Genomic DNA, 23,018 nt, shown 5'->3' with positions numbered 1-23,018 from the left:
GATCGCGTCGGCTACGGGACTACGGCTTTTAACGCCTTCACAATCGGGGTACAGAACGGTGTGGTTACGCTAGGAGGCGTTGCCTATGGCCCGACTGACCGGGACTCCGCAATCAGTCTCGTCTCCAATTTCCCCGGTGTAAAGGATGTTGTAGATAACATCGAGGTCGCACCGGTCTCACCTATGGATGACCGAATCCGTCTGGAAACGGCGAGGGCCGTGTATGGTGCGCCTCAATTGAATAAGTACGCAATCGATCCGGCGAAGCCTATCCGCATCACCGTGGTCAACGGAAACGTCACCCTCTCAGGGATGGTGGATAACCAAGCAGATAAAGAAGTCGCGAACATCCGAGCCAATAGCGTTCCCGGTGTTTTCAAAGTGACCGACAATCTCCAGGTTGCTGGAGCCGCTGGAGCTTCTGAGGAAAAACCCAAGAGCGGTTCGAAAAGGTATTAAGTTTAGGGGCTGCAGAGAATATGTGCTCTCGCAGCCCGTTGTCTTTTAACATGGATCCATGGGCTTGTGGAAGAGTACGGTAATTACGCTTGAAATGATCAAGTGGGAGCACTCGATTTTTGCGCTCCCCTTCGCACTTACTGGAGCTGTTCTGGCGGCTGGCGCCTGGCCCTCCGTTCATGCCCTGATTTGGATCGTCGTATGCATGATTGCAGCACGATCAGCGGCAATGGCCTTCAATCGTCTCGTTGATGCCAAGCTGGACGCGGCGAATCCCCGAACTGCGAATCGAGCCCTGCCGGCGGGAGCATTGACGACCGGCTTTGTCGCTGGCTTCGTATTTATTTCGGCTGCCGTCTTCCTTCTGGGAGCAGCGATGCTGAATCGCCTGACGCTGCAGTTAGCGCCTTTCGCGCTCCTGGTTGTTCTGGTCTATAGCTACATGAAGCGAGTCACTCGCTGGTCCCACTTGATTCTGGGTCTGGCTCTCGGCATAGCTCCCTCTGCTGCGTGGATCGCAGTCCGCGGTTCGTTCGATCCAAGGATCGCTATTCTCACGCTAGCCGTTCTTCTGTGGGTTGCTGGATTTGATGTTCTCTACGCCTGCCAGGACTTTGAGCACGACCGTCGCGTAGGGCTCAACAGCGTGCCTCAATCTTTCGGTCTCGAAGTTGCGTTCTGGATTGCCCGCTCGATGCATATTGGCATGCTTGCTACCTTGTATTGGCTGGCAACTGCCTTCCATCTGGGCACGATTGCGATGATTGGAATCGGGGTGGTGGGGCTTCTGCTGCTTTATGAGCATCTCATCATTTCGCCTGAGGACATGCGACGAATGAATGCGGCTTTCTTTACCCTTAACGGCATCATCTCGGTTGTCTTCTTTGTCTTTATCGCAGCCGATGTCTTGCTTCGTCGATAAAAAAGCCCGCCAGAATTGGCGGGCTGTAGTAGTTATTTTTGGAAAGAGCTAAGTTTAGTGCCGATCGCGCATGTCATCCAGCTTGGCGTTGATGTTGTCCTTCATGTTTTGCGCGTTGTCGACGACGCGATCACGCGTACTGTCAGTGCGCGCTTCAGACCGGGCTGCTGCATCCGCTCTTTTTTCGTCTGCAACATCCTTTGCGTTGCCCCAGGTCTCTTTCGCGTCACCTTTGATCTGCTCGGCTGCGCCCGAATTAGCAAGGCTTTGATCATTCACCGCCTCGCCAACCTTCTGCTTGATCGCGCCTGAAACCTGATCGAATTTTCCTTCAACAGTATCTTTATTCATGACGAACTCCTGTAACTTCTTCGCTGGAAACCCGTTGCATCGTTACCTTCTCGCGGTTATGCCGTTCGCCGCCGGTGCTATAAAGCTCGACGCCCGCTTAGTAGATTGAAGATCAAAACGATGATGGCTAACACCAGAAGGATATGGATCCAACCGCCCAGCGTGTAGCTGCTGACCAACCCTACAACCCAAAGAATGAAAAGAATTATCGTAATCGTCCAAAGCATATGTAGCTCCTGAAAAGGGATAGATGCGCCTTTGCACTTCCGTCAGCCCTGAAGCTGCACACAAGCGGGCTTCCTGTTGTAAGTTGCCGCTGAGGCGGTGGAGGTTGCCATTCGTGAATAAAATAAGGAAAGCAAAGGAGAACGCCTTTTTGCGAATTGCCATTCAGGGTGAACTAGGTTCCAACAGCCATATGGCTACTATGTCGATGCTGGACAACGAGGTTGCGGAGATCCGCATCGTGCCGTGCAACGTGTCGGCCGAAGTTATGGCCCGGGTTATCTCTCGCGATGTGGACGCGGCAGTTTTGCCCATCGAAAACAGCCTGCACGGTTCCGTAGCGGAACACTACGATCTCCTGCTGGAACTCGACGTACGGATTGAGCGGGAGAGTCTTCTGCGCATCCGTCATAACCTCATCGCGGGCCCGGGAGTGACGCTCTCCCAGATCCGGCGAGTCATCTCCCATCCTGTCGCTCTGTCGCAGTGCAGGAAGTTCCTGGCATCCCAGCCGCAGCTTGAGGTCATGCCTTTCTACGACACGGCGGGAAGCGTTAAGTACCTGATGGAGCAGAAGCTCACCGATTGCGCCGGAATTGCTCCAGAACTTGCCGCCGTCCAGTACGGAGCGGAGATCCTGATCCCTTCGGTAGAAGATCACACCCAGAACTTCACGCGCTTTCATCTTGTTCGGCGAAGCGACGATCCGTTCCTGATAGCTACTCAAGAACCGGAGAACAAAATGAGTCTTGCGTTCGCCATCGAGCACCGTCCGGGAACCCTGGTCTCAGCTTTGGAGAGACTCGCATGGGCGGGCGTCGACCTGACGAAGATCGAATCCAGGCCTGTGCCCGGAAGTCCCTGGGAGTACGTGTTTTACGTAGATGTCCGCTTCGACACCCCGGCAAAAGCTGAGGCCGCAGTGGCCGCTCTCACCGAACATTGCCGAATGGTGAAGGTGCTTGGCAGATACCACGCCGCTTCTTTTACGCCTGAGTGAGCCAGTCGTATTGATCCTCAGTCAGCGGAACGACAGAGAGGCGAAACTGGCGAAAGAGGATCGAGCCCTGGAAGACGCCTGCCTCCCGAATCTCAGCAAGAGGCTTCTCGCGCTTCAGCCGGCGCACGGGAGAAATCCTTACGATAGGGTTTTTCGGGTCTGCGGCATCGACGGAGACGACCTTTGCCGTACCGACCGCCGCTTTGCCGATATTGGAGTGATAAATCACAAGCTTGTCGCCCTTCTTCATATTGCGAAGCGTCATCAACGCCTGATTGTTGGAGATCCCATCCCAGGTCGTCTCGCCGTCACGAAGAAGGTCATCAAAAGAGTATTTATCGGGCTCAGTCTTCAGAAGGTATGGCATGTTCACAGGTTACCGCGCAACGAGTAGGTTCCTGTAGGGGAAATTGTTAACCGCCCAGGTCAATCAATCGGACTTCAGCTAACGGCCGTCGTAGAAATCTCGAGCCCAGTCGCTGAAACTTCTCGATCGAGTCCGTAGCGTAGAAGACGCACTCCGGCCCTGTCATCCCTTCCCCGGCGTGTGACCCCGGCGCAAGTAGACTCACAGCCTGCGCAGTCGCCGCTGCTGAATCGATGATCTGCATCCTGTGGTGAAGGTTTTGAAGCGTTGTCTCTATCAGCGGTGTCAGCAGCGGATAATGAGTGCATCCGAGCAGAAGAATGTTCGCCGACGGCGCTTGTTCCAGAGCCTCCAGCAGGTAGATGCGCAGGACATCGAGCGTTACAGTTTTTTGCGCTGGTTCTTCCAGCCAGCCCTCTTCGACCAGCGGAACAAGCAGTGGGCACGCCTTCTCGATAGAACGGAGTCCGAGTTCAGTGAGGTTGCGCGTATACGCTCCCGATTGCGTCGTAGCTGCTGTCGCAAGAAGCACGACCTCGCTTCCACGAATACCGGCTGGGCTTGCACTTGCTGCGGCCAGTGCCGCCCTTGCGCCTGGTTCAACTACGCCAATCACAGGGATGGGCAGGGCTGCTCGAATCTGATCTAACGCCAGCGCTGTAGCGGTGTTACAGGCAATCACCAGCAGTTCAGCTCCCTGATCGACAAGGAACTTCGCGCTCGAGATCGCATATCGCGCGATCGTCTCACGGGATTTGGATCCGTAGGGAAGCCGCGCCGTGTCGCCGAGATAGACATAGCGAGCGTCAGGAATACGCGGTAGAAGCTCGCGAAGTACAGTCAGGCCGCCAAAGCCCGAATCGAAGACACCAATCACCTTCATGGCTGTGCTGCTGCCTCGCTTGGAGCGGTTCCGCGCGTCGATGTGTCGACCAAAGCGTACGGATGATCGAGTCCAGCATGCCCTGAAAGAGTAGCCCGCGCCTGTCCATCGACCAGAAACCTCACCTTTCCGAAGTCAGGAAAGGCTGCGTGCAGCGTCCCTATGATGGAATCCAATGTAAGTTGTTCGACCTCGATGCCGGAAGGATGGCTGTCCGCAAACGCTCCCCTGAGACTGACCAGAATGGTTCCATCTGACCCGGAACGCGACTCATTCTCCAGCAGGAAGACATCGTCTACCGCTGCACCGCTCTGAAGCGGATGAGCGGAATCGGGCTGCGAGTATTGGGTAAGCAGGTTCTCAAGGAGTGCGCGCGCCCGCAGAGAGGGGTCTTGGGGTAGAGAGACCTGGGACCGGACCGGTCGGATCGCTCCATCAGAATCAGATGCGACATATAACGTAACTTCTTCGGTCGCCGCAGTCGTAGGCGCCGCCAGGGGCGTGGCATTGTTGAGGGCCGTCAGACGTTTATGAGCTTGCTGGCAGCCTCGCAGCATGAAAGCAGCCATTAGCAGAATGCAGCCGACAAGGCTCCAAAAGACGATGCGCTGATACCGCGGGATCATTGGGAAGCTCCTGCGCGCGCAGCCGGTACCGAGGCGGGCGCTGGAGCGTTGTGCGTTCGGAAGGAGGCGATCCCCGCCGACACAGACGTCGCGATTCGCTGCTGATAGGCGCTATCCGATGCTGGTGTGGCTTTGCCCGTGCTTTGCATGGGCGCCACTTCTACCGCAACTGCCGGACAGATGAGATTGTCGATAGGCGGAACTGAAGATCGCAGGAGCAGGACGGGAATGTGGTTTTCCTGAAGGCTAAGTCCAATCTCATTGGCAAGCTTGATGCTCATGCCAATCGCGGTCTCCTGCGCCTCATTCCACCTCGGCGCGTGACTGACTGACTTCGAATCCGGCTCTGTCAGTGTCGAGGTCACGATGTGAATGCCGGAACCCGCGGCAGTGGCGTGGAGGATGACGCATGCCAGGGGCCGGACGTGGTTCGCTATACCTGCTCTCACGTCCGTTGTGAGCTCATCGGAAGGATCCGAATCCCGGGTCGACATTACAGTAAATCCCTGTGCCGCCAGAGCCGGTCGCAACTTCTGTGCAAACGACAGCGTTACATCTTTTTCGGCAGCGCTGCTTGAAAGTTGGGCTCCGCTGTCAGGACCTCCATGAGCTGGATCAAGGACGATCAGGTTGCGATAAAAGGCGGGAGGGGGTTTCGGGGGGGCGGGAGCGGTGTGCTCCACCGCATTACTGCCTGCTGACGGCTGGGGTGCGGCAGGGGTCTGAGCCGACAAAGCACCGCCGGCTGTCAGCAGGAGGATCGTCAGCGTAGAGATGAGGTCGCAGGTTCGAGTCACGGTTTGGGGAGTCTTAAGATCCGAAAGATGAGGACCTCGCATCTCTGGAGTCCAGAGTCAGGCGCATTGGCGCTGCGAGGTCCCGAACACTAATCGAGTGCGTAGATCGCTAATCCACTCAGTAGTTTGGGATAAAAATCAGTGGACTTCTGGGGCATGACATCTCCTGCCAGGGAGACATCCTTGAGCTGTTCGAGCGTAATCGGCTTGATTAAGAATGCGATATTCGCATCTCCCTGGGTGACCATCGAGGCTGCTTCATCTGCTTCGCGTAGATAGCTTACGCTTCCAAGTCGGGTAATGGTCTCCTGATCCAGTCCAAGCAGCTTGTCCAGAACCACGCGGTGCAGCTGCACTACATCCAGCTGACGTTGTCTTGCTGGCAGATCACTGAGTAAGGCATCGATAGCCTCGCGCTTGGCGGTCAGCAGGTAGCTACCATCAATCGTTACTGCGAGAAAGGCGGTCTTGTCTGTCCTTGAAAGCACGGATACGTCGTGCGAAGGCAGCTCCTGAATGTCGAAGTAAGCGCTTGCGCGAGTGATGAAATCGGGCGAAGAGAATCCCTCAATTCCGTGCACGACCCGATGGGTGGGCAGGATAGTGATTCCGGGAGCGTCCATGTTCACGAAGGTCATCATCATCGCCGCTTCAGGAAAGGGCGGTACTGGCAGATGGCCCGGGGAGAGCTTCTCGTCTTCGTCCCGCGGCTGGTTCAATGGAAGCTTCAACTGCGCCGAACGCTCCTTCGCATAAGCCACCGAAGTTTCATAGCGATGGTGCCCGTCCGCGATAATCAGCTTCTTGTCCGCCATAGCCGTAACCAGCAGATTGATTAGGGTCGGATCGGTAAGCTTCCATACGCGGTGTACGACGCCGTACTCATCCGTAATTGCCAGGTCCGCTGGATTCGTGTCCTGGTCATTCGGCCCCCTCACTCCGAAGATCAACTTTTCCGCCGTGAACGCCGGGTCAGAGTAGAGCATGTAAATCTGCTCGCAATAAGCCCGAGTCGCCTTGAACAGGCTCATACGATCGCTCTTGTGCTTAGGAAAGGTCTGCTCGTGCCGGTAAACCACGTGTTCGGCATAGTCGTAGAGGTGACCCAGGGCGATGAAGCCCCTTCGTTCCCGCACCTCGTTCGTGTGAGGAACCGTATAGGTCTGAGAGTATCCATACAGGGCTGGCTCGGACTCCTCCTGCAGAACGCCTTCTTTGCGCCAGGAATTGAGCGCCTCCGCTGCCCGGGAATAGACATTCTCCTGCTCTGTGTCGCCGGGCAGGTGTTTGCCCAGGATGACGCGTATCAAGTTATACGGGCTCGACTCGTAATACCGGTCCTGCATGGCGGGCGAGATCTTGTCGTACGGCTGTGTGACGACGTCTTCCATGTTGACGCGAGCAGGGTTGTAGCGAAGTGCGCGGAAGGGGTAGATGCGGGCCATGCGGTCTGTTTGAGTCTCCCTCGTAAATGAATGGTATGAAGTGATTGTACGGGGCGGCGCAGGCAAGTTGCTCCAGGCGTCCGATCAGTGTTTGCAAAACGGTGACAAAGAACCAAAAAAAAGCGTCTATACATTTGGAAGGACGCCCGATTCGGCAGATTCGGTGTATAGTCTGCGGACGGAGCTTCTATACGGCGTTCGGTGGATCCGTATATGACCGGAAAGCTCTCAGATGCATCGTTCAACCGGGTAGGACAGGTCGCGGAGATGACCACGGTATGCGGGATGAGAATACAGCGTATTGTTTCCGGCAGGCTTTAGCCGAGTCGCTGGGCAGGGTAGCTCGGCTACTCCGGCTTGCCTCTGTAGCGTGGATCGTTCTAGCCATGCTCGCGGGTGCAGGGGCGTATCGCGCCTCGGCTCAGGAGAATCCTCTGGGCGAGGTTCACACGCAACCTCCTCCACCTCCTCCCAAATCCCCTGATGATTCCAAACCAATCGTCGAAGGTGCTGGAAATGTTGCTGCGAGTGGAACCTCCCGGCGCGATGCCCGGCTCAGAGTGGATGTCAATCTGGTGCTTGTACCGGCGACCGTGACCGACCCGCTGAATCGGCTTGTAACGGGCCTCGAGAAGGAAAACTTCGAGGTATATGACAATAACGTCGGCCAGATCATCAAGAGCTTCTCTACAGAAGATGCTCCCGTAACGATCGGGATCGTCTTCGATCTCAGCGGCAGCATGAACTCCAAGTTCAACCGCGCGCGTCGGGCGCTCAGCGAATTCCTTCGTACCTCCAATCCGCTGGACGAGTTTTTTGTCATTGGTTTCAACGATCGTCCAGCCGTTATCGTCGACTACACCTCGGACATCGATGACGTCGAGGCTCGCATGGTGATGTTGAAGCCCGAGAACAGAACCGCACTGATCGACGCGGCCTACCTGGGAATCACAAAGCTCCGCGATGCGAAGTACGAGCGCAAGGCGCTCCTCATCATCTCGGACGGCGGCGACAACCGGAGCCGTTACACAGAAGGGGAGCTGCGCAGGGCCGTTCGTGAAAGCGACGTGCAGATCTATTCGATTGGGATCTTCGACCAGTATGCGCCGACCCAGGAAGAGCAGCTTGGACCGGTTTTGCTGAGCGATATCTGCGATATGACGGGCGGCAGAATGTTTCGCGTGGGAGACATCGCGGACCTCGGTGATATAGCAACCCGCATCAGCGCGGAGCTGCGGAACGAGTATGTTCTCGGCTATCGGCCGTCCGATATCAAGAAGGATGGCAACTGGCGTAAATTGAAGATACGACTCGTGCCACCGCCGGGGCTTCCGCCCCTGACGGTGCATAATCGCCAGGGGTACTATGCACCTTCGGAGTAAAGTTTTGCCGTGCGCGGCAGCTTCAGGAATATTGCTGGCAGGGCTGGTTACGGCGAGTTCAGGTGGGGAGACACTGCAATCGACAGGGGGAGCTGCGCGGAACCCATCCGCACAGATCTCTCAGCCGTCGCTCACGGTGGATCGCGATCCTGTAGCGTCGCCCGATCCTGACAAGCCGTCCTCCCAGCCAGGATCCTCGCAGGGTCCGGAAGGACCTGCTGGCCCCATTCAGCGCGGCGCGGGTGGAAAGTACACGCTGAGAACAGATGCCTACGAGGTCCGGTTGAACGCGACAGTTCTGGACTCCGACGGCAGGTCTGTCCTTACCTTGAACAAAGACGACTTTCGGGTCTTCGAAGACGGAGTTCCTCAGACGATCGCCTCCTTTCGACATGAGGATCTCCCGGTTTCGCTGGGGATTCTGATCGACAGCTCAGGTTCCATGTACGACAAGCGGGCAGCGGTAGAGCAAGCCGCTCTGGATCTGATCAAGCTCTCCAACAAGGACGATGAAGCCTTCGTGGTGGACTTCTCGTGGGAGGCCTTCATCGATACGGATTTCACCAATAACATCGACAAACTTCGCGATGGCCTGAGCTACATCAAGTCCAGCGGAGGCACGGCAGTCTACGACGCTCTGGTCGCGTCTGCGGATTATCTGACGAAGAATGCCAGGCATCCCAAGCAGGTTCTGCTCGTCGTCACGGACGGCGAAGACAATGCGTCCAGTGCATCCCTCGAGCAGGCCATTCGCCGTATCCAGGATCTTGACGGTCCGGTGATCTACTCCGTGGGACTGCTCTTCGGCCAGGACACGGATAAGAGAGAGTCACGCCACGCAAGGCGCGTCCTGGAGACCCTGAGCGAACAGACGGGAGGAGCTGCTTACTTCCCGAAATCTCTCAAAGATGTCGACTCCATTGCTGCCCAGGTGGCGCAGGATATCCGGACCCAGTACACCATCGCCTATCACTCGACCAAGTCTCCTACGCTTGGAGGATATCGGGAGGTTCACGTTGAGGCGAAGGCCAAGGGCATGGGTAAGTTGTCGGTCCGCACACGTACCGGGTACTATCCGCGCATCGTGTCGGATACCTCTTCTCCGGCGAAGACCGCGTCCAAATCGCAAGGAGCAGACACGCCGTAATCGGCCCTGAGAATGCGTACCGCAGAGACAATCACAGAGCTGGTGGGGAAGACCCCTATGGTGCGTCTGACGGCTCTCGAGCCTGAGCGCGGAGCCCAGATCTGGGCCAAGCTTGAGTACCTCAATCCCGGAGGCAGCGTGAAGGACCGGGCCGCTCTGGGAATCGTGCTCGATGCCGAGCGTCGAGGTGTTCTCAGGCCGGGATCGACCATCGTGGAGGCGACCGCTGGAAATACCGGCATCGGGCTCGCGCTGATCGGGGTCAATCGCGGATATAAAGTTGTGCTGTACGTTCCGGAGCAGTTCGCCGAGGAGAAGTGCATTCTCATGCGGGCTCTGGGCGCGACCGTAATACGGACCCCGGAGGCGGAAGGAATGGCAGGTGCGATCCAGCGCGCGCTCGATTTCGAACAGGAGACGCCGGGCGCCTTTGCCGCGCTGCAGTTTGAGAATCCGGCCAATCCTGACTTCCACGAGCAGACCACAGCGGTCGAGATCTGGGAGCAGATGGAAGGCCGGGTCGACGCGTGGATCTCAGGAGTCGGATCCGCGGGAACGTTCACGGGAGTCTCCCGCTTTCTGAAGAAACAGGATTCGAAGATCCTTTGTGCTGCGGTTGAACCGCAGGGCAGTATCCTGCAGGGCGGAGAGAGCGGTCCCCACAAAGTGGAGGGGATCGGGGTCTCGTTCATCCCGGCTACGTTTGATCCCAAGGTCTGCGACCGTGTCATTCGCGTGATGGATCCTCCTGCGTTCGAGATGGTGAAGCGACTGGGTGCCGAGGCCGGAGTTTTCGGCGGTTCGAGCGCTGGAGCGATGGTCTGCGCGGCAGTTGAAGTTGCGCGCGAACTTGGGCCCGGACAGCGGGTAGTGACGATGATCCCGGATTCGGCGGAGAGGTATCTGTCGAAGGGGATTCTTTAGTTGGATTTATATCCCGGCGAACCGCAGATGCTTCGACTCCGCTGCGCTCCGCTCAGGATGACACTTTGGTGAGGGGCAGGAATGACTGAAAAGAAGCTGGGCTTTGCAACGCGGGCGATCCATGACGGGCAGGAGCCGGAGAAGGTGACCGGTGCGGTCAATGTTCCGATCTTTCTGACCTCGACCTATCAACAGGAGGAGATCGGAAAGAACAGGGGCCATGAGTACGCGCGCCTGACGAACCCGACTCGCGACGCCCTCGAGGAGAGCCTGTGCTCGCTGGAGGGTGGAACCAGCGCGCATGTCTTTGCCTCCGGCATGGCCGCGATCACCGCGATGTGCACCATGATGAAAGCCGGCGACCACGTCGTCTGTTCGGACAACGTGTATGGCGGAACCCAGCGCGTCTTCGACAAGGTGCTGGCGAACTACGGTCTCACCTTTACCTATGTCGATACCAGCGTGGCCGAGGACGTTGCCGCGGCGATCCGTCCGGAGACGAAGCTGGTCCATATCGAAACCCCAACCAACCCTATGATGGCGATCACAGATATCAGCGCGGTCGCTGAGATCTGCCATGCGAAGGGGGTGGAGCTGAGCGTCGACAACACATTCTTATCGCCCTATCTGCAACAGCCGATCGCGCTGGGCGCCGATATTGTGATGCACTCGACGACGAAGTTTCTGAACGGCCACTCGGACGGGCTGGGCGGCGTCCTCGTTTGCACGAAGCCGGAGCAGGCGGAGCGCTTCCGATTTGTGCAGAAGTGCACGGGCGGCATCCTTTCGCCGTTCGAGAGCTACCTGCTGCTGCGCGGGATCAAGACGCTGGCCGTGCGGATGAAGCAGCACGATGCGAACGGACGCACGGTGGCGCAGTTTCTGGCCGGGCACAAGGCGGTCGAGAAGGTCTTCTATCCGGGGCTGAAGGAACATCCTCAGCATGAGCTTGCAGCGCGGCAGCAGAGCGGTTTCGGTTCGATGATCTCGATCGAGCTGGGTTCTCTAGAGCGGGCCAACGAGTTCGCGAAGCGGCTGCGGCTGGCGCTGCTGGCCGAGTCCCTGGGCGGCGTGGAGACGCTGGTCTGTCATCCGGCGACGATGACCCATGCGGCGGTCGGGGCGGAGGGCCGGGCGAAGCTCGGGATCACCGACGGGCTGATGCGCATCTCGGTCGGGATCGAAGAGGTTGAGGACATCATCGCGGATCTGGATCAGGCGCTAGGTGGGTAGCCCCCGTACCGTATTTTGCGCAAAGTCTTCCATTCATGGAACTTAGCGGGGTACTTCGGTGCTAAAGTATTCCAAACAATGGGCTTATAGGTAAAGTATTGAATTTGGAGGAGTCCACGCCAGAAACGCTCCGGATTCTTCCGGGGCTTCTTTTTGTTATTGAGTTAAGGATAGCAGCCTGAAGCGAACTAATCGGCAAAGCTATCTCTATGTGGCCTAAGTGCTTATAGGGGATTTGGTCTTGACAGATCGCCATTTGATCGACGCAATGTGCGACGAGGGAGAACGCTAAGCTTCTTCAGGCTTGCCGCTCCTATGTACGAGTTCCACGATGTGTTATTCGACTATCTCAAAATCAGGCAACTTGAATGTCTTGTCGAAGAATGGCTTCAGTGGCGCGTAGAGACGGAAGTAGACGAACCAGCCATCGTCTCCTACTGTCTTCATGTAGTTCGACTCGTATCCGGCAGGTGCTTTGGCGCCGACGTACAGATCAACCGAACCATCGGGGTTGCGCTTGAGGTCCTTGAGGCGGCTGTCCAGGTTTGCGGAGCGAAGCGTACCTTCACCGTTCTCATAAGGGCGGCAGGTGTTTTCGCTATAAAGCGTGAGCGCCCAGAACTGACCTACAGGAACGTTGGCCGGTACGTGAAGACGATAAGTTTTATCGGCACGCAAGAGATTGCCTTTGCTGTCGCGCTTCGTCGTCATGTAGACCTGACCGGCGCCGACGACTGGATTCACCATGCCCTTGCTGCTGGTGACGGCCTCGTAGAACCACGTTGCCCGTTGATCGAGCTCTACCTTGCCTTTGGTCTCCTGTTCAACCGAGAAATCAAAGCTCTTATACCAATGGGTTCCGGCCCAATAGTGCTCGGCGAAGCGCGGGTTCATCTGCAGATTGCGAGTCATCAACTCGCCCATCGCAGCACCCTCTTTCAGAATCTTCGTCTGGCGCTCATCGGGAGAGAAGGTCTTTCCTTTCACAATGCCGAGAGGCTCCAGCATGGCCATCCACGGCTTGTCCTGCTCGCGCACCGGCTCTTCGTTGACGATCTGCTGCAGGTGCTTCCAGTAGTCGAGGCCGCGAGGCGCAGTGGCCGACCAGGTACGTTTTTGTTCTCGATGAAATTGATCGGCATGGGGCTTCCTGCCAACCGCAGAGATCTTCAACTGCGATTTGAACTTGTCCTTGAAGCCCGGATCGTCTTCAAGCAGCCGCAATCCGAGGAAAATATTGTTTGTAGGCGATTGGAAGACGTAGATGCCCGCTTTTTTGTACTTAGCGGGATCGTCTTCAGGGCCAACGACAATGTACTTGCCGCCTTTGCCCTGATCCGGCCCGGTCAGTCCGAGATCGGTGATGGGGCGCTGCCAAAAGTCAAGAAAACCACCCGCGGTTTTGCCTGGGGGGTAATCGACGTAGACAGGGCCCTTCGAGAGATTGTCCCATTCAATGATGTACGGCGTGGTCAGGTAGCCGTGACAATTCCAAGCTTTTCGTTATAGCTGGCTAACACGGCGAAGGTCCCTCGAGCATTCGGGCCATAGGCCTGGTTCTGCTGATCTCGCCAGGTCGTGAAGCTGACCAGCGGTGTGGACCAAATGTAGGCCTGTGCCGCACGTTGTGTGTCCATGGTGTCAAACAGCTTCTTGGAGCTGTCGTCGGTGATGTAGTTGTCCTCAAGCTTCACCTCTCCATAAGGCGTCGCGATATTTTCAGTCCCTTTAACGGTGGCGTCAGCTAAGGAGACAGCGCTGCCGGACGAACGAGCTGCGGTCTGATTTCGCTGTGCGGACGGCGTGCAGGCTGTGAGGCCAAGGGCGGCGATGAGGGGGATGCCTACCTTCTTCATGCTGTCGCTCCTATGTGATTTTGAGACCGTTGAGTCACTATCGTCTTGAAAACTTGGGAGTCATGATTGCTGCACATTAAGTCAGCTTTATTGCTCCTTTTTACTTAGCCTCTTCGTCGTCATCTCTTTGAGCCCTGCATGGATGGAACACGTCTGTTTGGCCGTTGGAAGAGATCGGCTCAGAATCTTGCAAACCTTTCTATCACTACGTAGTTGGTCCGTCATGGCGGGGATGATTAATCGATAGGGTCAGAGACAAAAGCGGGCGTTCAGGAGTATGGTTTTTGGTGATAGCGGTATTAGTTTTGGTTATGGGGAGAGCGCGATGTTTCTGAACGAGGAGCAGGAGCAGTTGCGGAGAGAGGTAAGGGCGTTTGCGGAGAGGGAGATTGCGCCGCATGTGTCGGAGTGGGATGAGAAGAGCGAGTTCCCGCACGCGGTGGTGAAGAAGCTTGGAGAGATGGGGCTGCTGGGGGTGATCTTCCCCGAGGAGCTGGGCGGCGCGGGGATGGGGTATGTGGAGTACGTGACTGCGATCGACGAGCTGTCGCGTGTGGATGGAAGTGTAGGGATTATTGTGGCGGCCCACAATTCTCTCTGTACGAACCACATCATGCTGGCGGGAAGCGATGAGCAGAGGAAGCGATGGGTTCCGAAGCTGGCAAGCGGAGAGTGGCTGGGGGCCTGGGGGCTGACCGAGCCGGGGTCGGGCAGCGATGCGGGTGGGATGCGGACGGTGGCGGTGAAGCGCGGAGACACGTGGGTGCTGAACGGATCGAAGACCTTCATCACCAACGGAACGTATGCGAACTGCGCGGTGGTGCTGGCGGTGACGGATAAGGAGAAGGGAACGCATGGCGGGGTGTCGGCGTTTGTGGTGGAGAAGGGAACTCCCGGGTTCCGGCCAGGGAAGAAGGAGAACAAGCTGGGGCTGAGGGCGAGCGATACGGCGGAGCTGATCTTCGAGGAGTGCGAGGTTTCGGAGGAGAACCTGGTGGGAGAGCCGGGTGAGGGCTTCAAGGATGCGATGCGAGTACTGGATGGGGGAAGGATCTCGATTGCGGCGCTGAGCCTGGGAATGGGGCGGGGAGCGCTGGACGCGGCGGTGAAGTATGCGCAGGAGCGTCGGCAGTTCGGGAAGGCGATCTCGGAGTTTCAGGCGATCCAGTTCAAGTTGGCGGATATGGCGACGGAGCTGGATGCGGCCTGGCTGCTGACGATGCGCGCGGCGCAGATGAAGGATAAGGGAATGCGCGTCACGCGCGAGTCGGCGATGGCGAAGCTGTATGCGAGTGAGGCGGCGTGCAGGATCTGCGATGCTGGAGTGCAGATCCATGGGGGGTACGGGTTTATTAAGGATTATCCGGCGGAGAAGTTTTACCGGGATGTAAGGCTGTGTCCGATTGGTGAGGGTACGAGCGAGATTCAGCGGATGGTGATTGCGAGGGAGCTGCTGGGGAAGGCTCCGAGCCGGGGGTGAGGGTTCGAGCTTCGCTCGAATAGCCCATCTTAGTGACGATGAAGCCGTCGCGAAGATGGGCACCCGGTTGTGTGGCTATGCATCATTTCAAGTTAGAGAAGCAGGTTTCTCCACTCCGCACCGGACGATGAAGCTGTCGGTGCTTCGGTCGAAATGGCAGTGTCTTCTTTTTGGAAGAAGACACTGTCTCTGAGGCATCGCTGGTTATCCGAACCAAAAGATGGTCATCGCAGCAAACAGATGGAACCCGCAGCTGACAACTAGTTGTTCTCTTCTTCGCTCGTGAGCTGGGGAACGTTGATGCCTTTGCCGAGGTTGATGAGGCCGGCCTGGGCGTAGGTGAGGAGTTTTTCGCGGGTGTCGACGATGTCGAGATTGCGCATGGTGAGCTGGCCGATGCGATCTCGGGGAGAGAAGACGGAGTCACCCTTCTCCATGGTGAGGCGCTCGGGTTTGAAGGTGAGGTTGGGCGACTCGGTGTTGAGGATGGAGTAGTCGTTGCCGCGGCGGAGCTCGAGAGTGACCTCGCCGGTGATGGCCTTGGCGACCCAGCGCTGGGCGCTCTCACGCAGCATGATCGACTGGGGATCGAACCAGCGGCCCTGGTAGAGCAGGCGGCCGAGCTTGCGGCCGTTTTCACGATAGAGCTCGATGGTGTCTTCGTTGTGGATGCCGGTGATGAGGCGCTCGTAGGCGGCGAAGAGCAGAGCGAGGCCGGGGGACTCGTAGATGCCGCGGCTCTTGGCCTCGATGATGCGGTTCTCAATCTGATCGCTCATGCCGAGGCCATGGCGGCCGCCGATGCGGTTGGCTTCGAGCAGAAGCTCCACGGAGTCGTGGAAGGTGGTGCCGTTGAGGGCGACAGGCCAGCCCTCTTCGAAGCGAACGGTGACCTCTTCGCGCTTGATGTCTACATCGTCACGCCAGAAGGCGGTTCCCATGATGGGGACGACGATCTTTACGCTGCTATTGAGGTGTTCGAGGTCTTTCGCTTCATGGGTGGCGCCGAGGATGTTGGAGTCGGTCGAGTAGGCCTTTTCGGCGGACATCTTGTACTCGAAGCCGGACTGGCGCATGAACTCGGACATCTCGGCGCGTCCGCCGAGCTCCTCGATGAAGGCGTCGTCGAGCCACGGTTTATAGACCTTGAGGTCGGGATTGACGAGGAGACCGTAGCGGTAGAAGCGCTCGATGTCGTTGCCCTTGTAGGTGCTGCCATCGCCCCAGATGCTGACGTCATCCTCTTTCATCGCGGCGACGAGCATGGTTCCAGTGACGGCGCGCCCGATAGGAGTGGTGTTGAAGTAGGTAACTCCAGCGGTGGTGATGTGGAAGGCTCCGCACTGAAGCGCGGCGATACCCTCGGCGACGAGCTGCGGACGGCAGTCGATGAGGCGGGCCTCTTCAGCGCCGTACTCGAGGGCCTTGCGCGGGATCTGCTCGTAGTCGGACTCGTCGGGCTGGCCGAGATTGGCGGTGTAGGCGTAAGGGATGGCGCCCTTTTTCTTCATCCAGTGAAGAGCAGCGCTGGTGTCGAGGCCGCCGGAGAACGCGATACCAACCTTCTGGCCGGCAGGGAGATGCTGAAGAATATTCGACACGATGAGGGATCCTGGAGCGAGAAATTTAGGGAGTGCGGTTTAAGTATCGGCGCTGGGTTAAGAGCGAGTCAACTTTCAGGGGATCGATTGGGCGGACGGCGGCTTTGCTCGCAGTTCCGGAAGAGAAGCAGATCCCTCCACTCCGCTGCGCTGCGGTCGGGATGACGGGGGAGGGAAGATTGCAAGCTCCAGTCGGAATGACAGTCGGAAGGGTAGATTGCAAGCTCCGGTCTGAAAGGCCGGTGAGGCGAGGGTCAAGGTCAGACTTCGAAGTGTTCCCAGCGCTCGCGCACGCTGTCCATGAGGTTGTCGAACCTGGGCGTGTGGCGAATGGGAGCGAGAAGCGGATCCCACCGGCTGATCATGGGGTAGTTGATGAAGCCTTTGCTCGCTGCCTTTTCAATCCAGGCGATGGCTTCGGAGGGTTCGCCGATGAGCGCGAAGCACTGGGCGACGTTCCAGGAGTAGTGCGGGTCGCACTCGGCGATCTGGAGCAGGTCCGTTGTGGCTGCGGCGGTGAAGGCCGGGCGATCTCCTAGGAGAGCGGCCTGCATCACGGCTCCAAGCTGAGAGAAGAAGTGAGCAGGGTCGATCTGCTGGATGGCCTGGAACTGCGCGACTGCCTCCTGATCGCGACGAAGCAGGGCGAGAATCTGCCCGCGGCACCAGAGCAGCATGGTGTTGGAGGAGTCGAGACGGATGGCGTCCTCGAAGGAGGGCAGAGCGTCGGAGAACTCGCCTGCCATCAGCGAGAGCAGGCCGGGGATAAAGCGATAGACGGGAGTGAGGGGATCGATCTCGAGGATGCGGCGCGCGAGAGGCATGGCGGCGTGCGCTTTGCCGCTGAGTCCGCAGACGGCGGAGTACCAGCTCAGAGTATCGGAGTCGTTAGGATCGGCGGTGATGGCCAGCTTGAGCAGATGAACGGCGCGCTGGCTGTCACCTTCCTGGACGCTGATGAGCCCGAGCAGACGGTGAGCGTGAGCGGATTCGGGATCGACCTCAAGCGCCTGATTGGCATAGTCGCGAGCCTTTGCCAGATACGTCACATCGGAGGAGATGCCTGCATTGACGTACTGCCAGTAGACCTGACCTTTGGCTGCGAGCAGGAGAGCATTCTTGCCGACGATCCTTTCGCCGGTTTCGAGGAACTCCAGAGCGCGGGCGAGGGCGTCCTCGGAGTAGTTGAGGATCTCGTGCTTGGCCATCAGGTAGTAACGGTATGCCTCGACGTCCGGCAGTGGCCGGTCGTGCATCTGGCGGTCCTCGGCCGGGGTGAGCTTGATCTTGAGGGCGGAGACGATCTGGCGCGAGATGTTTTCCTGAATCGCGAAGACGTCATCGAGCGTGCCGTTGTACTTTTCAGCCCAGAGAAGGGATTGGCTCTCGGGATCGATGAGCTGCGCCGTGACCCGAATATTGGCTTTGCCATCGCGCGAGGTGTTGTTGATGCGAACGGATCCCTCAAGGACGTAGCGCACATTGAGGTCGCGAGCGATCTTGCGCGGAGAATCGTGAGTTCCCTTCAACTGCATGGCTGAGGCGCGGCAGATGATGCGCAGGGCGCGGACGCTGGAGAGATCGGTGATGATCTCCTCGGTAAGGCCATCGCAGAAGTAGTCGGTGTTGCTGTCCGCGGGCATGGTGGTGAAGGGGAGGACGAGCACCGATGGCTCGTCTACATTGTGCCGGTAGTCAACAAGCAGTGTGGGAAGGGCAACGGTGTAGCTGGAGCGAACCTTTGAGAACGGCTCGAGCGCCGCGAGAAACTGTGCGGCATCCTGGAAGCGATCGCCGGGGTTCTTGGCGAGCGAACGATCTATCAGTTTCCGAACATCTGCCGGAAGGTCGGTGCGGAAGTCGGAGAGCGGACGCGGCGGCTCATGGAGGATCGCATCGAAGACGGCGTAAGGGGTCGTTCCCGGAAAGGGCAGCGAGGTGGTGAGCATCTCGTACATGACGACTCCGGCGGCCCAGAGATCGGCGCGATGGTCGACGGGGCGGGAGAGCACCTGCTCGGGAGCCATGTAGCTGATGGTGCCGACGAGAACGCCGGTCTCGGTGAGAGCCCGGGCGATATGGGGACGACGAGCCAGTCCGAAGTCGACGATCTTGATCTCGCCCTCGGGATTGAGGATCAGGTTCGACGGCTTGATATCTCGATGGATGATTCCCTTTGAGTGGGCGTGCTGCAAACCCGAGAGGAGCTGGATGGCAACGAGGGCGGCGTCGGAGAGACTGAGCGAGCCGCGAGTGATTCGCTGGGCAACCGTCTCGCCTTCGTAGAAGGCCATGACAAGGATGATCTGTCCGTCTTCAAGCTCCTCGATGTGGTGGATGCGACAGATATTGGGATGGTCGAGAACACAGGCAGCGCGGGCCTCCTCGAGGAGACTGCGCTTGAGAACAGGATCGGCGAGGGAGGAGGGTGAGACGCTCTTGAGAGCCACCGTGCGGTGAAGGAGGAGATCTTCCGCCTTGCAGACCACACCCATGGCGCCTGAGCCTAAATGCTCAAGAACCCTGTAGTTCGAGATGGTCTGTCCTTTGATCATTGGCTGACCAGGTTTTCTCTACGATGCTCGAAGCGTGCTGAGCCTGATCTCGGGAGAGGTGGCGTGGAGTGCCAGCAGCTCTTCAAAGACGGAGGCGACCGCATCGATGGTGTGAAAGGCGCTGAGCGCGATGTACATCTGCTGGTCATCGGAGAGCGGCATGGAGTCGAGTGTGCGATTGAGGTCCGCGATGTGGTTTGGATCGTTATCCGCGTGCGCAATGAGGCAACGGAATGCGGTCGAAGGAAGCCGCGTACGCTTCCGTATGGCTTCGAGCTGGTCGGTGAGTGGAGGGTATCCCTCGAGAACGATCAGGTAGCCGAAGACGGCAACGGGATGAATGTGGAGCGCCCAAAAGTACTGGGCTCCAAGCAGCGATACGACCGCTGGCACCGGAGGGGTGGCAGCCACTTCCTCAGGGGAGATGCCGAGGGTCTGGATGTCGTCGAGAAGCCAGTCGTCGTGGTCTTTCTCTTCGAGGATGTGCTGATCGAGATAGGGCGCCATGATGCGCGCGACCGGATCTTCCGTCAGAGCCAGCGCTCTGTCTCGCGCGGTCTGCATCAGGTGGAGCCCTCCACCCATGACACGATGCAGCTGAACGAGGAACAACGGCAGCAGACGCGCCAGCTCCGGATGCGTCCAGAACTGGTCGCTGGCGGAGTTGAGCCGACCTTCAGCAAGACGGATTTTAGCCCAGAGGATGTCGCTGTTTGAGGAGAGCATTTGCAAGAACCTGAGAGAGCCGGATGAGCTGTGCTGCGAGGGCCGCGGGATGCGCCAGCCCTCACCTGCGAGCGAATCGAGCGAGAGCCGGTTAGACCGGGAAGTTGGGACGAGCGCTGGCCCGGGTGGCCAGTGGAGCGTCACCCATCTTCTTTCTCAGCTTGATCAGTGTGCTTACCTCGGAGGCGCTGAGCTTGTTGATCACGGCGTGATCGTGGTCAGCAACATTCTCCTGGGGGATGACGCCCGCTGCCGTCAGACGTTCGATATTGGAGACCTTCGGCGCGGACTTCTTCTTTACTGCCTTTTTCTTCGCCGGGGCCTTGACGGCCTTCTTTGCTGGAGCTTTCTTTACAGCCTTCTTCTTTACAGCTTTCTTAGTTGCCACGGTCTTTCTCCTTTTAGGCACAAACGTTATGGCGCCAGACTTACATGAGCCCGAAAACAACAGGAATGCGATTGAAGCTTGGCCAATTGTATACGTGATGCATGGACCAGGTGGGAGGCATTTGCGAAGAACTTCGTCGTCGCTGTAACTGCTACCGGGAGGTGCCTGAAGCGGTCGAGATCTCGACGAAGTTGCGACCTGCATACAGCCGGAAAGAGCCGGTTACGGGGGCGGCCAAGATCTGCAGCGGGGTGGGGCGGTGGAGCTCGGCGTCATGGGTCGAAGCAACGGTGAAGAGGTCGTGGCCGCCGATATCCATCACGACGAATTTGTTCCCGGCGACGAAGCCACAGCCATAGGCTCCGGGGGAGAGAGGATGGCCGCCGATTTCAATCGGGGATTCCGTGATGAGGTAGGCCTGATATTTCTGCTGGACGGAGCTGGAATAGCCAGACGTATCGACGAGAGCAGTCAGCAGGAGGGCATCTTTCGAAAGCCGGATCCCTGCCGAGTTACGAGCCTGAATGGAGGCGGACTGGCCACGGAAGAAGACCGAGGGTGGAAGCACGGCTCCAGCTTCTCCCGATTTCATAATTGTGGAGGCGGAGCTGGAAGCTGCCGTCTGTGAGATGCCGAAGGGCGTGCAAACGAGGACAAGGGCGATCGCAACAATCAGGAGGCGGCGTGGCATGCGCTGCCATCGTACTTCTGTTCTTCAGGCGCCGCAAGAAGCGAAACAGGCTCGAACCTCAGTCGCCGCTTTTGAGAAGGATGGCCGCGGGCTGCCGCGCCGACCCATGCTTTCTAGAGGGCGACTTCGCGGCGGGTGCGCTGATCTGCAGCCGATTAAGAACCGGATCGGGATCGTAGTCTCGGTATGCTGCTGCTGCGGCACGTTTTTTCGCGGCCGTGGCCAATAAATTTTTCATCTGCAGGTAAACGCCATTGGTCCAGCCAAAACCCACCACGTTGCTTTTGTAGCCGGTCGCCACGGCCACGTTGGCCGATCCGCTTACGACGTTGTACTTCTCGCGGATGGTTCTGTCGTGGAGGAAGTTATCGAGAATGGTGGCTGAGAACTTGGAAGCAATGCGTTCTGCGTCCGAGGTGAAGCCGTACTGCGACAGTCCCTTCACAGTGAGCCAGGTGGTGGGTGCCCAACCGTACGGAAGGTCCCATTGGGTACCGGAGTCCAGATCGCTCATGGCGATGCCCCCGGCTCGCTCCATCAGGGGAAGATGGAGGCGTAGCGCAGCGGCCTGCGCCGGAGTCGCCAATCCTGCCCAGAGCGGATAGAAGGCGGTGATGTAGTTGTAGGTGGAAGGACGGTCGTTCACGAAGTCGTAGTCGTAGAACATGCCTGCCTTGGCGTTCCAGAGATATTTGTTGACCGCGGTTTTGCGAGCCTCCGCTCGCCGAGTCCACTCTGCCGCCTCCTCGGAGCGATGAAGGAGGGTTGCGAAGTGAGCCATGTCGCGTTCGTATTTATAGAGCAGGCTGTTGAGGCAGACGGGCGCATAGTGATCGGTCGATCCACTGAACGGACCGAAACGGAAGCTGGGATCGAAGCCGGATTCGCGCATGGCCCGGTCGCCCCGATAGAAGGCCGCCGTTAGACGGTGTCCGTCGAGATGGGCGGCGGCACAGACCTTTGAGGCAGCGATATCGCAGCTGGTCTGGGCTAGAGTAGCCGCCTCGGAAGGGGTGGGATCGTCCGGCGCATCGATGAGGTAGTCGGTGTGTACGCTGGGATGCGAGAGAAGCCACCGGATGACGTCCGAATAGTAGGTGCTGTCGTCGGCCATCTCTGGCACCGGCCCTGCGCCGACATCGAAGTAGCGAGCAAGTCCAGTATCTCCGGCGAGATGCGGCGGGGTGATCCAGACGTTGTAATCGCGTTTGGCGTAGTCGTAGGCGCGGGCCAGCCAGGCTCGGGTCACTGGGTGTCCGGAGGGATGCTCATAGAGCTCCCGGATCATCGACGTGAGAAACGGGGGCTGGGAACGAGTGAGCTGATACGTTCGATTGGCGTTGAGGATGGACCCGTAGTTCTCTATCTCGAAGAAGAAGTTTTCCACCATGCCACGCGCCAGGTCGGTACGGCCGTCGGCGACGAGGCCCAGGATGATGAAGTAGCTGTCCCACCCATACATCTCGTTGAAGCGTCCACCCGGAACGACATAAGGATTTGGAAGATAGAGCAGGCCTTCGTCCTTGAGGTCTGAGGCAGATACATCTCCCATGTGGGAGATTTTGCGGGGTAGATTCTGAACTTCCACCTTGCATTGTTGCTGCATCGTTGCGACCGATGCCGGAACTCCCATTCCCGCAGGGAGGTAAAGTACTGAAACGGTCGTAACCTTGGGGTCGACTACGGATTTACAGCTGAACATGGAGCGCGACAGGGTGTTCCAGCTGTTGTGGATGTAAGAAAGGATCTTCGCCTTGTCTTGAGCGGATGGACCGGCAGGCTGTGCGCTCGCCGTAACTGCCGAGAAAGGCAGGAGAAGAAGCAGCAGCAAATGGCGGCGAAGGAATCGCTTCATTGAGATATCTCCGCTGTGTAGCGCATGGTCTTTCTGTTATTGTAGGCTGCTGCGGAAGGCAGAGGACAGTGGTCAGACAACTTTGCCGGTCCGGTAAAAAGGTCC

23 protein-coding genes are annotated in these 23,018 nt (G+C 58.1%); 8 read left to right on the top strand and 15 right to left on the bottom strand.

All coding sequences use genetic code 11. The features are described from left to right. The coding region (locus tag JAO29_RS19360) for a BON domain-containing protein (RefSeq protein WP_334269914.1) at positions 1-459 on the top strand (459 nt) is incomplete at its 5' end. A 58-nt stretch (positions 460-517) separates the two neighbouring features. After that, complete coding sequence (locus JAO29_RS19355) at positions 518-1,381, top strand: UbiA-like polyprenyltransferase (RefSeq protein WP_334269913.1); 864 nt, start codon at positions 518-520, stop codon at positions 1,379-1,381. A gap of 54 nt (positions 1,382-1,435) precedes the next feature. On the opposite strand, the gene JAO29_RS19350 is transcribed toward JAO29_RS19355, so the two are convergent. Beyond that, positions 1,436-1,732 carry a CsbD family protein gene (locus JAO29_RS19350; RefSeq protein ID WP_334269912.1) on the bottom strand — a complete coding sequence of 99 codons (297 nt, stop codon included), beginning with the start codon at positions 1,730-1,732 and terminating at the stop codon, positions 1,436-1,438. A gap of 77 nt (positions 1,733-1,809) precedes the next feature. After that, entirely contained in the window at positions 1,810-1,959 is a 150-nt protein-coding gene (locus tag JAO29_RS19345; RefSeq protein WP_125484556.1) for a lmo0937 family membrane protein, read from the bottom strand. Between the two features lie 113 nt (positions 1,960-2,072). On the opposite strand from JAO29_RS19345, the gene pheA reads away from it, so the two are divergent. Further along, positions 2,073-2,957 carry a prephenate dehydratase gene (gene pheA / locus JAO29_RS19340; protein WP_334269911.1) on the top strand — a complete coding sequence of 295 codons (885 nt, stop codon included), beginning with the start codon at positions 2,073-2,075 and terminating at the stop codon, positions 2,955-2,957. Here pheA and JAO29_RS19335 read toward each other — a convergent pair. From JAO29_RS19335 to JAO29_RS19315, 5 genes are all read right to left on the bottom strand, one after another. Further along, entirely contained in the window at positions 2,944-3,324 is a 381-nt protein-coding gene (locus JAO29_RS19335; RefSeq protein ID WP_334269910.1) for an EVE domain-containing protein, read from the bottom strand. The two genes, pheA and JAO29_RS19335, sit on opposite strands and share 14 nt — an antisense overlap. A gap of 46 nt (positions 3,325-3,370) precedes the next feature. Next, a complete protein-coding gene (gene murI / locus JAO29_RS19330) occupies positions 3,371-4,207 on the bottom strand; it encodes a glutamate racemase (protein WP_334269909.1) in 837 nt (278 codons plus the stop codon). Continuing rightward, positions 4,204-4,833: a GerMN domain-containing protein gene (locus JAO29_RS19325; RefSeq protein WP_334269908.1), complete on the bottom strand. Its 630-nt coding sequence runs from the start codon at positions 4,831-4,833 to the stop codon at positions 4,204-4,206. Before JAO29_RS19325 ends, murI begins: the two co-directional genes overlap by 4 nt. After that, positions 4,830-5,630: an N-acetylmuramoyl-L-alanine amidase family protein gene (locus tag JAO29_RS19320; protein ID WP_334269907.1), complete on the bottom strand. Its 801-nt coding sequence runs from the start codon at positions 5,628-5,630 to the stop codon at positions 4,830-4,832. The genes JAO29_RS19325 and JAO29_RS19320 overlap by 4 nt, the downstream gene beginning before the upstream one ends. Before the next feature lie 89 nt (positions 5,631-5,719). Further along, entirely contained in the window at positions 5,720-7,075 is a 1,356-nt protein-coding gene (locus tag JAO29_RS19315; RefSeq protein WP_334269906.1) for a DUF1015 domain-containing protein, read from the bottom strand. Between the two features lie 278 nt (positions 7,076-7,353). On the opposite strand from JAO29_RS19315, the gene JAO29_RS19310 reads away from it, so the two are divergent. From JAO29_RS19310 to JAO29_RS19295, 4 genes are all read left to right on the top strand, one after another. Further along, positions 7,354-8,457, top strand: coding sequence for a VWA domain-containing protein (locus JAO29_RS19310; RefSeq protein ID WP_334269905.1), 1,104 nt, complete (start codon positions 7,354-7,356; stop codon positions 8,455-8,457). A 4-nt stretch (positions 8,458-8,461) separates the two neighbouring features. Beyond that, positions 8,462-9,604, top strand: a complete 1,143-nt coding sequence (locus JAO29_RS19305; protein ID WP_334269904.1) for a VWA domain-containing protein — start codon at positions 8,462-8,464, stop codon at positions 9,602-9,604. A 12-nt stretch (positions 9,605-9,616) separates the two neighbouring features. Next, the gene (gene cysK, locus JAO29_RS19300) at positions 9,617-10,528 is read left to right on the top strand and encodes a cysteine synthase A (protein ID WP_334269903.1); all 912 of its coding nucleotides are present in this window, start codon (positions 9,617-9,619) and stop codon (positions 10,526-10,528) included. A gap of 81 nt (positions 10,529-10,609) precedes the next feature. Beyond that, complete coding sequence (locus JAO29_RS19295; RefSeq protein ID WP_334269902.1) at positions 10,610-11,761, top strand: trans-sulfuration enzyme family protein; 1,152 nt, start codon at positions 10,610-10,612, stop codon at positions 11,759-11,761. A 336-nt stretch (positions 11,762-12,097) separates the two neighbouring features. Here the strand turns inward: JAO29_RS19295 and JAO29_RS19290 are convergent, their stop codons facing one another. Further along, positions 12,098-13,222 carry a DUF1214 domain-containing protein gene (locus JAO29_RS19290; protein ID WP_334269916.1) on the bottom strand — a complete coding sequence of 375 codons (1,125 nt, stop codon included), beginning with the start codon at positions 13,220-13,222 and terminating at the stop codon, positions 12,098-12,100. 11 nt (positions 13,223-13,233) lie between these two features. After that, the gene (locus tag JAO29_RS19285; RefSeq protein WP_334269901.1) at positions 13,234-13,617 is read right to left on the bottom strand and encodes a hypothetical protein; all 384 of its coding nucleotides are present in this window, start codon (positions 13,615-13,617) and stop codon (positions 13,234-13,236) included. 325 nt (positions 13,618-13,942) lie between these two features. Between JAO29_RS19285 and JAO29_RS19280 the strand changes: the two genes are divergently transcribed. Then, a complete protein-coding gene (locus JAO29_RS19280; RefSeq protein WP_334269900.1) occupies positions 13,943-15,097 on the top strand; it encodes an acyl-CoA dehydrogenase in 1,155 nt (384 codons plus the stop codon). Positions 15,098-15,357: 260 nt separating this feature from the next. On the opposite strand, the gene argG is transcribed toward JAO29_RS19280, so the two are convergent. The 6 genes from argG to JAO29_RS19250 form a co-directional block, all read right to left on the bottom strand. Next, positions 15,358-16,698 carry an argininosuccinate synthase gene (gene argG, locus JAO29_RS19275; RefSeq protein WP_334269899.1) on the bottom strand — a complete coding sequence of 447 codons (1,341 nt, stop codon included), beginning with the start codon at positions 16,696-16,698 and terminating at the stop codon, positions 15,358-15,360. 260 nt (positions 16,699-16,958) lie between these two features. Beyond that, complete coding sequence (locus tag JAO29_RS19270; protein ID WP_334269898.1) at positions 16,959-19,253, bottom strand: protein kinase domain-containing protein; 2,295 nt, start codon at positions 19,251-19,253, stop codon at positions 16,959-16,961. A gap of 18 nt (positions 19,254-19,271) precedes the next feature. Continuing rightward, positions 19,272-19,979 (bottom strand): iron-containing redox enzyme family protein, encoded by a 708-nt coding sequence (locus JAO29_RS19265; RefSeq protein WP_334269897.1) that lies wholly within the window; start codon positions 19,977-19,979, stop codon positions 19,272-19,274. 91 nt (positions 19,980-20,070) lie between these two features. After that, positions 20,071-20,367 carry an aroma-sacti cluster domain-containing protein gene (locus tag JAO29_RS19260; protein ID WP_334269896.1) on the bottom strand — a complete coding sequence of 99 codons (297 nt, stop codon included), beginning with the start codon at positions 20,365-20,367 and terminating at the stop codon, positions 20,071-20,073. 151 nt (positions 20,368-20,518) lie between these two features. Further along, positions 20,519-21,058: a hypothetical protein gene (locus tag JAO29_RS19255; protein ID WP_334269895.1), complete on the bottom strand. Its 540-nt coding sequence runs from the start codon at positions 21,056-21,058 to the stop codon at positions 20,519-20,521. A gap of 58 nt (positions 21,059-21,116) precedes the next feature. Then, the gene (locus JAO29_RS19250) at positions 21,117-22,913 is read right to left on the bottom strand and encodes a trehalase family glycosidase (RefSeq protein ID WP_334269894.1); all 1,797 of its coding nucleotides are present in this window, start codon (positions 22,911-22,913) and stop codon (positions 21,117-21,119) included. Positions 22,914-23,018 lie beyond the last annotated feature (105 nt).

The sequence above is a fragment of the Edaphobacter sp. HDX4 genome (genome assembly GCF_036877565.1).
Classification (GTDB): Bacteria; Acidobacteriota; Terriglobia; order Terriglobales; family Acidobacteriaceae; genus Edaphobacter.
This window is presented reverse-complemented; position numbering and strand designations above follow the sequence as displayed.

Excerpts from the sequence above, each read along its gene's own strand:
- JAO29_RS19355 (WP_334269913.1), top strand. The coding sequence starts at position 518 with ATGGGCTTGTGGAAGAGTACGGTAATTACGCTTGAAATGATCAAGTGG.
- JAO29_RS19350 (WP_334269912.1), bottom strand. The coding sequence starts at position 1,732 with ATGAATAAAGATACTGTTGAAGGAAAATTCGATCAGGTTTCAGGCGCG.
- JAO29_RS19345 (WP_125484556.1), bottom strand. The coding sequence starts at position 1,959 with ATGCTTTGGACGATTACGATAATTCTTTTCATTCTTTGGGTTGTAGGG.
- JAO29_RS19335 (WP_334269910.1), bottom strand. The coding sequence starts at position 3,324 with ATGCCATACCTTCTGAAGACTGAGCCCGATAAATACTCTTTTGATGAC.
- murI (WP_334269909.1), bottom strand. The coding sequence starts at position 4,207 with ATGAAGGTGATTGGTGTCTTCGATTCGGGCTTTGGCGGCCTGACTGTA.
- JAO29_RS19325 (WP_334269908.1), bottom strand. The coding sequence starts at position 4,833 with ATGATCCCGCGGTATCAGCGCATCGTCTTTTGGAGCCTTGTCGGCTGC.
- JAO29_RS19315 (WP_334269906.1), bottom strand. The coding sequence starts at position 7,075 with ATGGCCCGCATCTACCCCTTCCGCGCACTTCGCTACAACCCTGCTCGC.
- JAO29_RS19310 (WP_334269905.1), top strand. The coding sequence starts at position 7,354 with ATGCGGGATGAGAATACAGCGTATTGTTTCCGGCAGGCTTTAGCCGAG.
- cysK (WP_334269903.1), top strand. The coding sequence starts at position 9,617 with ATGCGTACCGCAGAGACAATCACAGAGCTGGTGGGGAAGACCCCTATG.
- JAO29_RS19295 (WP_334269902.1), top strand. The coding sequence starts at position 10,610 with ATGACTGAAAAGAAGCTGGGCTTTGCAACGCGGGCGATCCATGACGGG.
- JAO29_RS19285 (WP_334269901.1), bottom strand. The coding sequence starts at position 13,617 with ATGAAGAAGGTAGGCATCCCCCTCATCGCCGCCCTTGGCCTCACAGCC.
- JAO29_RS19280 (WP_334269900.1), top strand. The coding sequence starts at position 13,943 with ATGTTTCTGAACGAGGAGCAGGAGCAGTTGCGGAGAGAGGTAAGGGCG.
- JAO29_RS19270 (WP_334269898.1), bottom strand. The coding sequence starts at position 19,253 with ATGATCAAAGGACAGACCATCTCGAACTACAGGGTTCTTGAGCATTTA.
- JAO29_RS19265 (WP_334269897.1), bottom strand. The coding sequence starts at position 19,979 with ATGCTCTCCTCAAACAGCGACATCCTCTGGGCTAAAATCCGTCTTGCT.
- JAO29_RS19255 (WP_334269895.1), bottom strand. The coding sequence starts at position 21,058 with ATGCCACGCCGCCTCCTGATTGTTGCGATCGCCCTTGTCCTCGTTTGC.
- JAO29_RS19250 (WP_334269894.1), bottom strand. The coding sequence starts at position 22,913 with ATGAAGCGATTCCTTCGCCGCCATTTGCTGCTGCTTCTTCTCCTGCCT.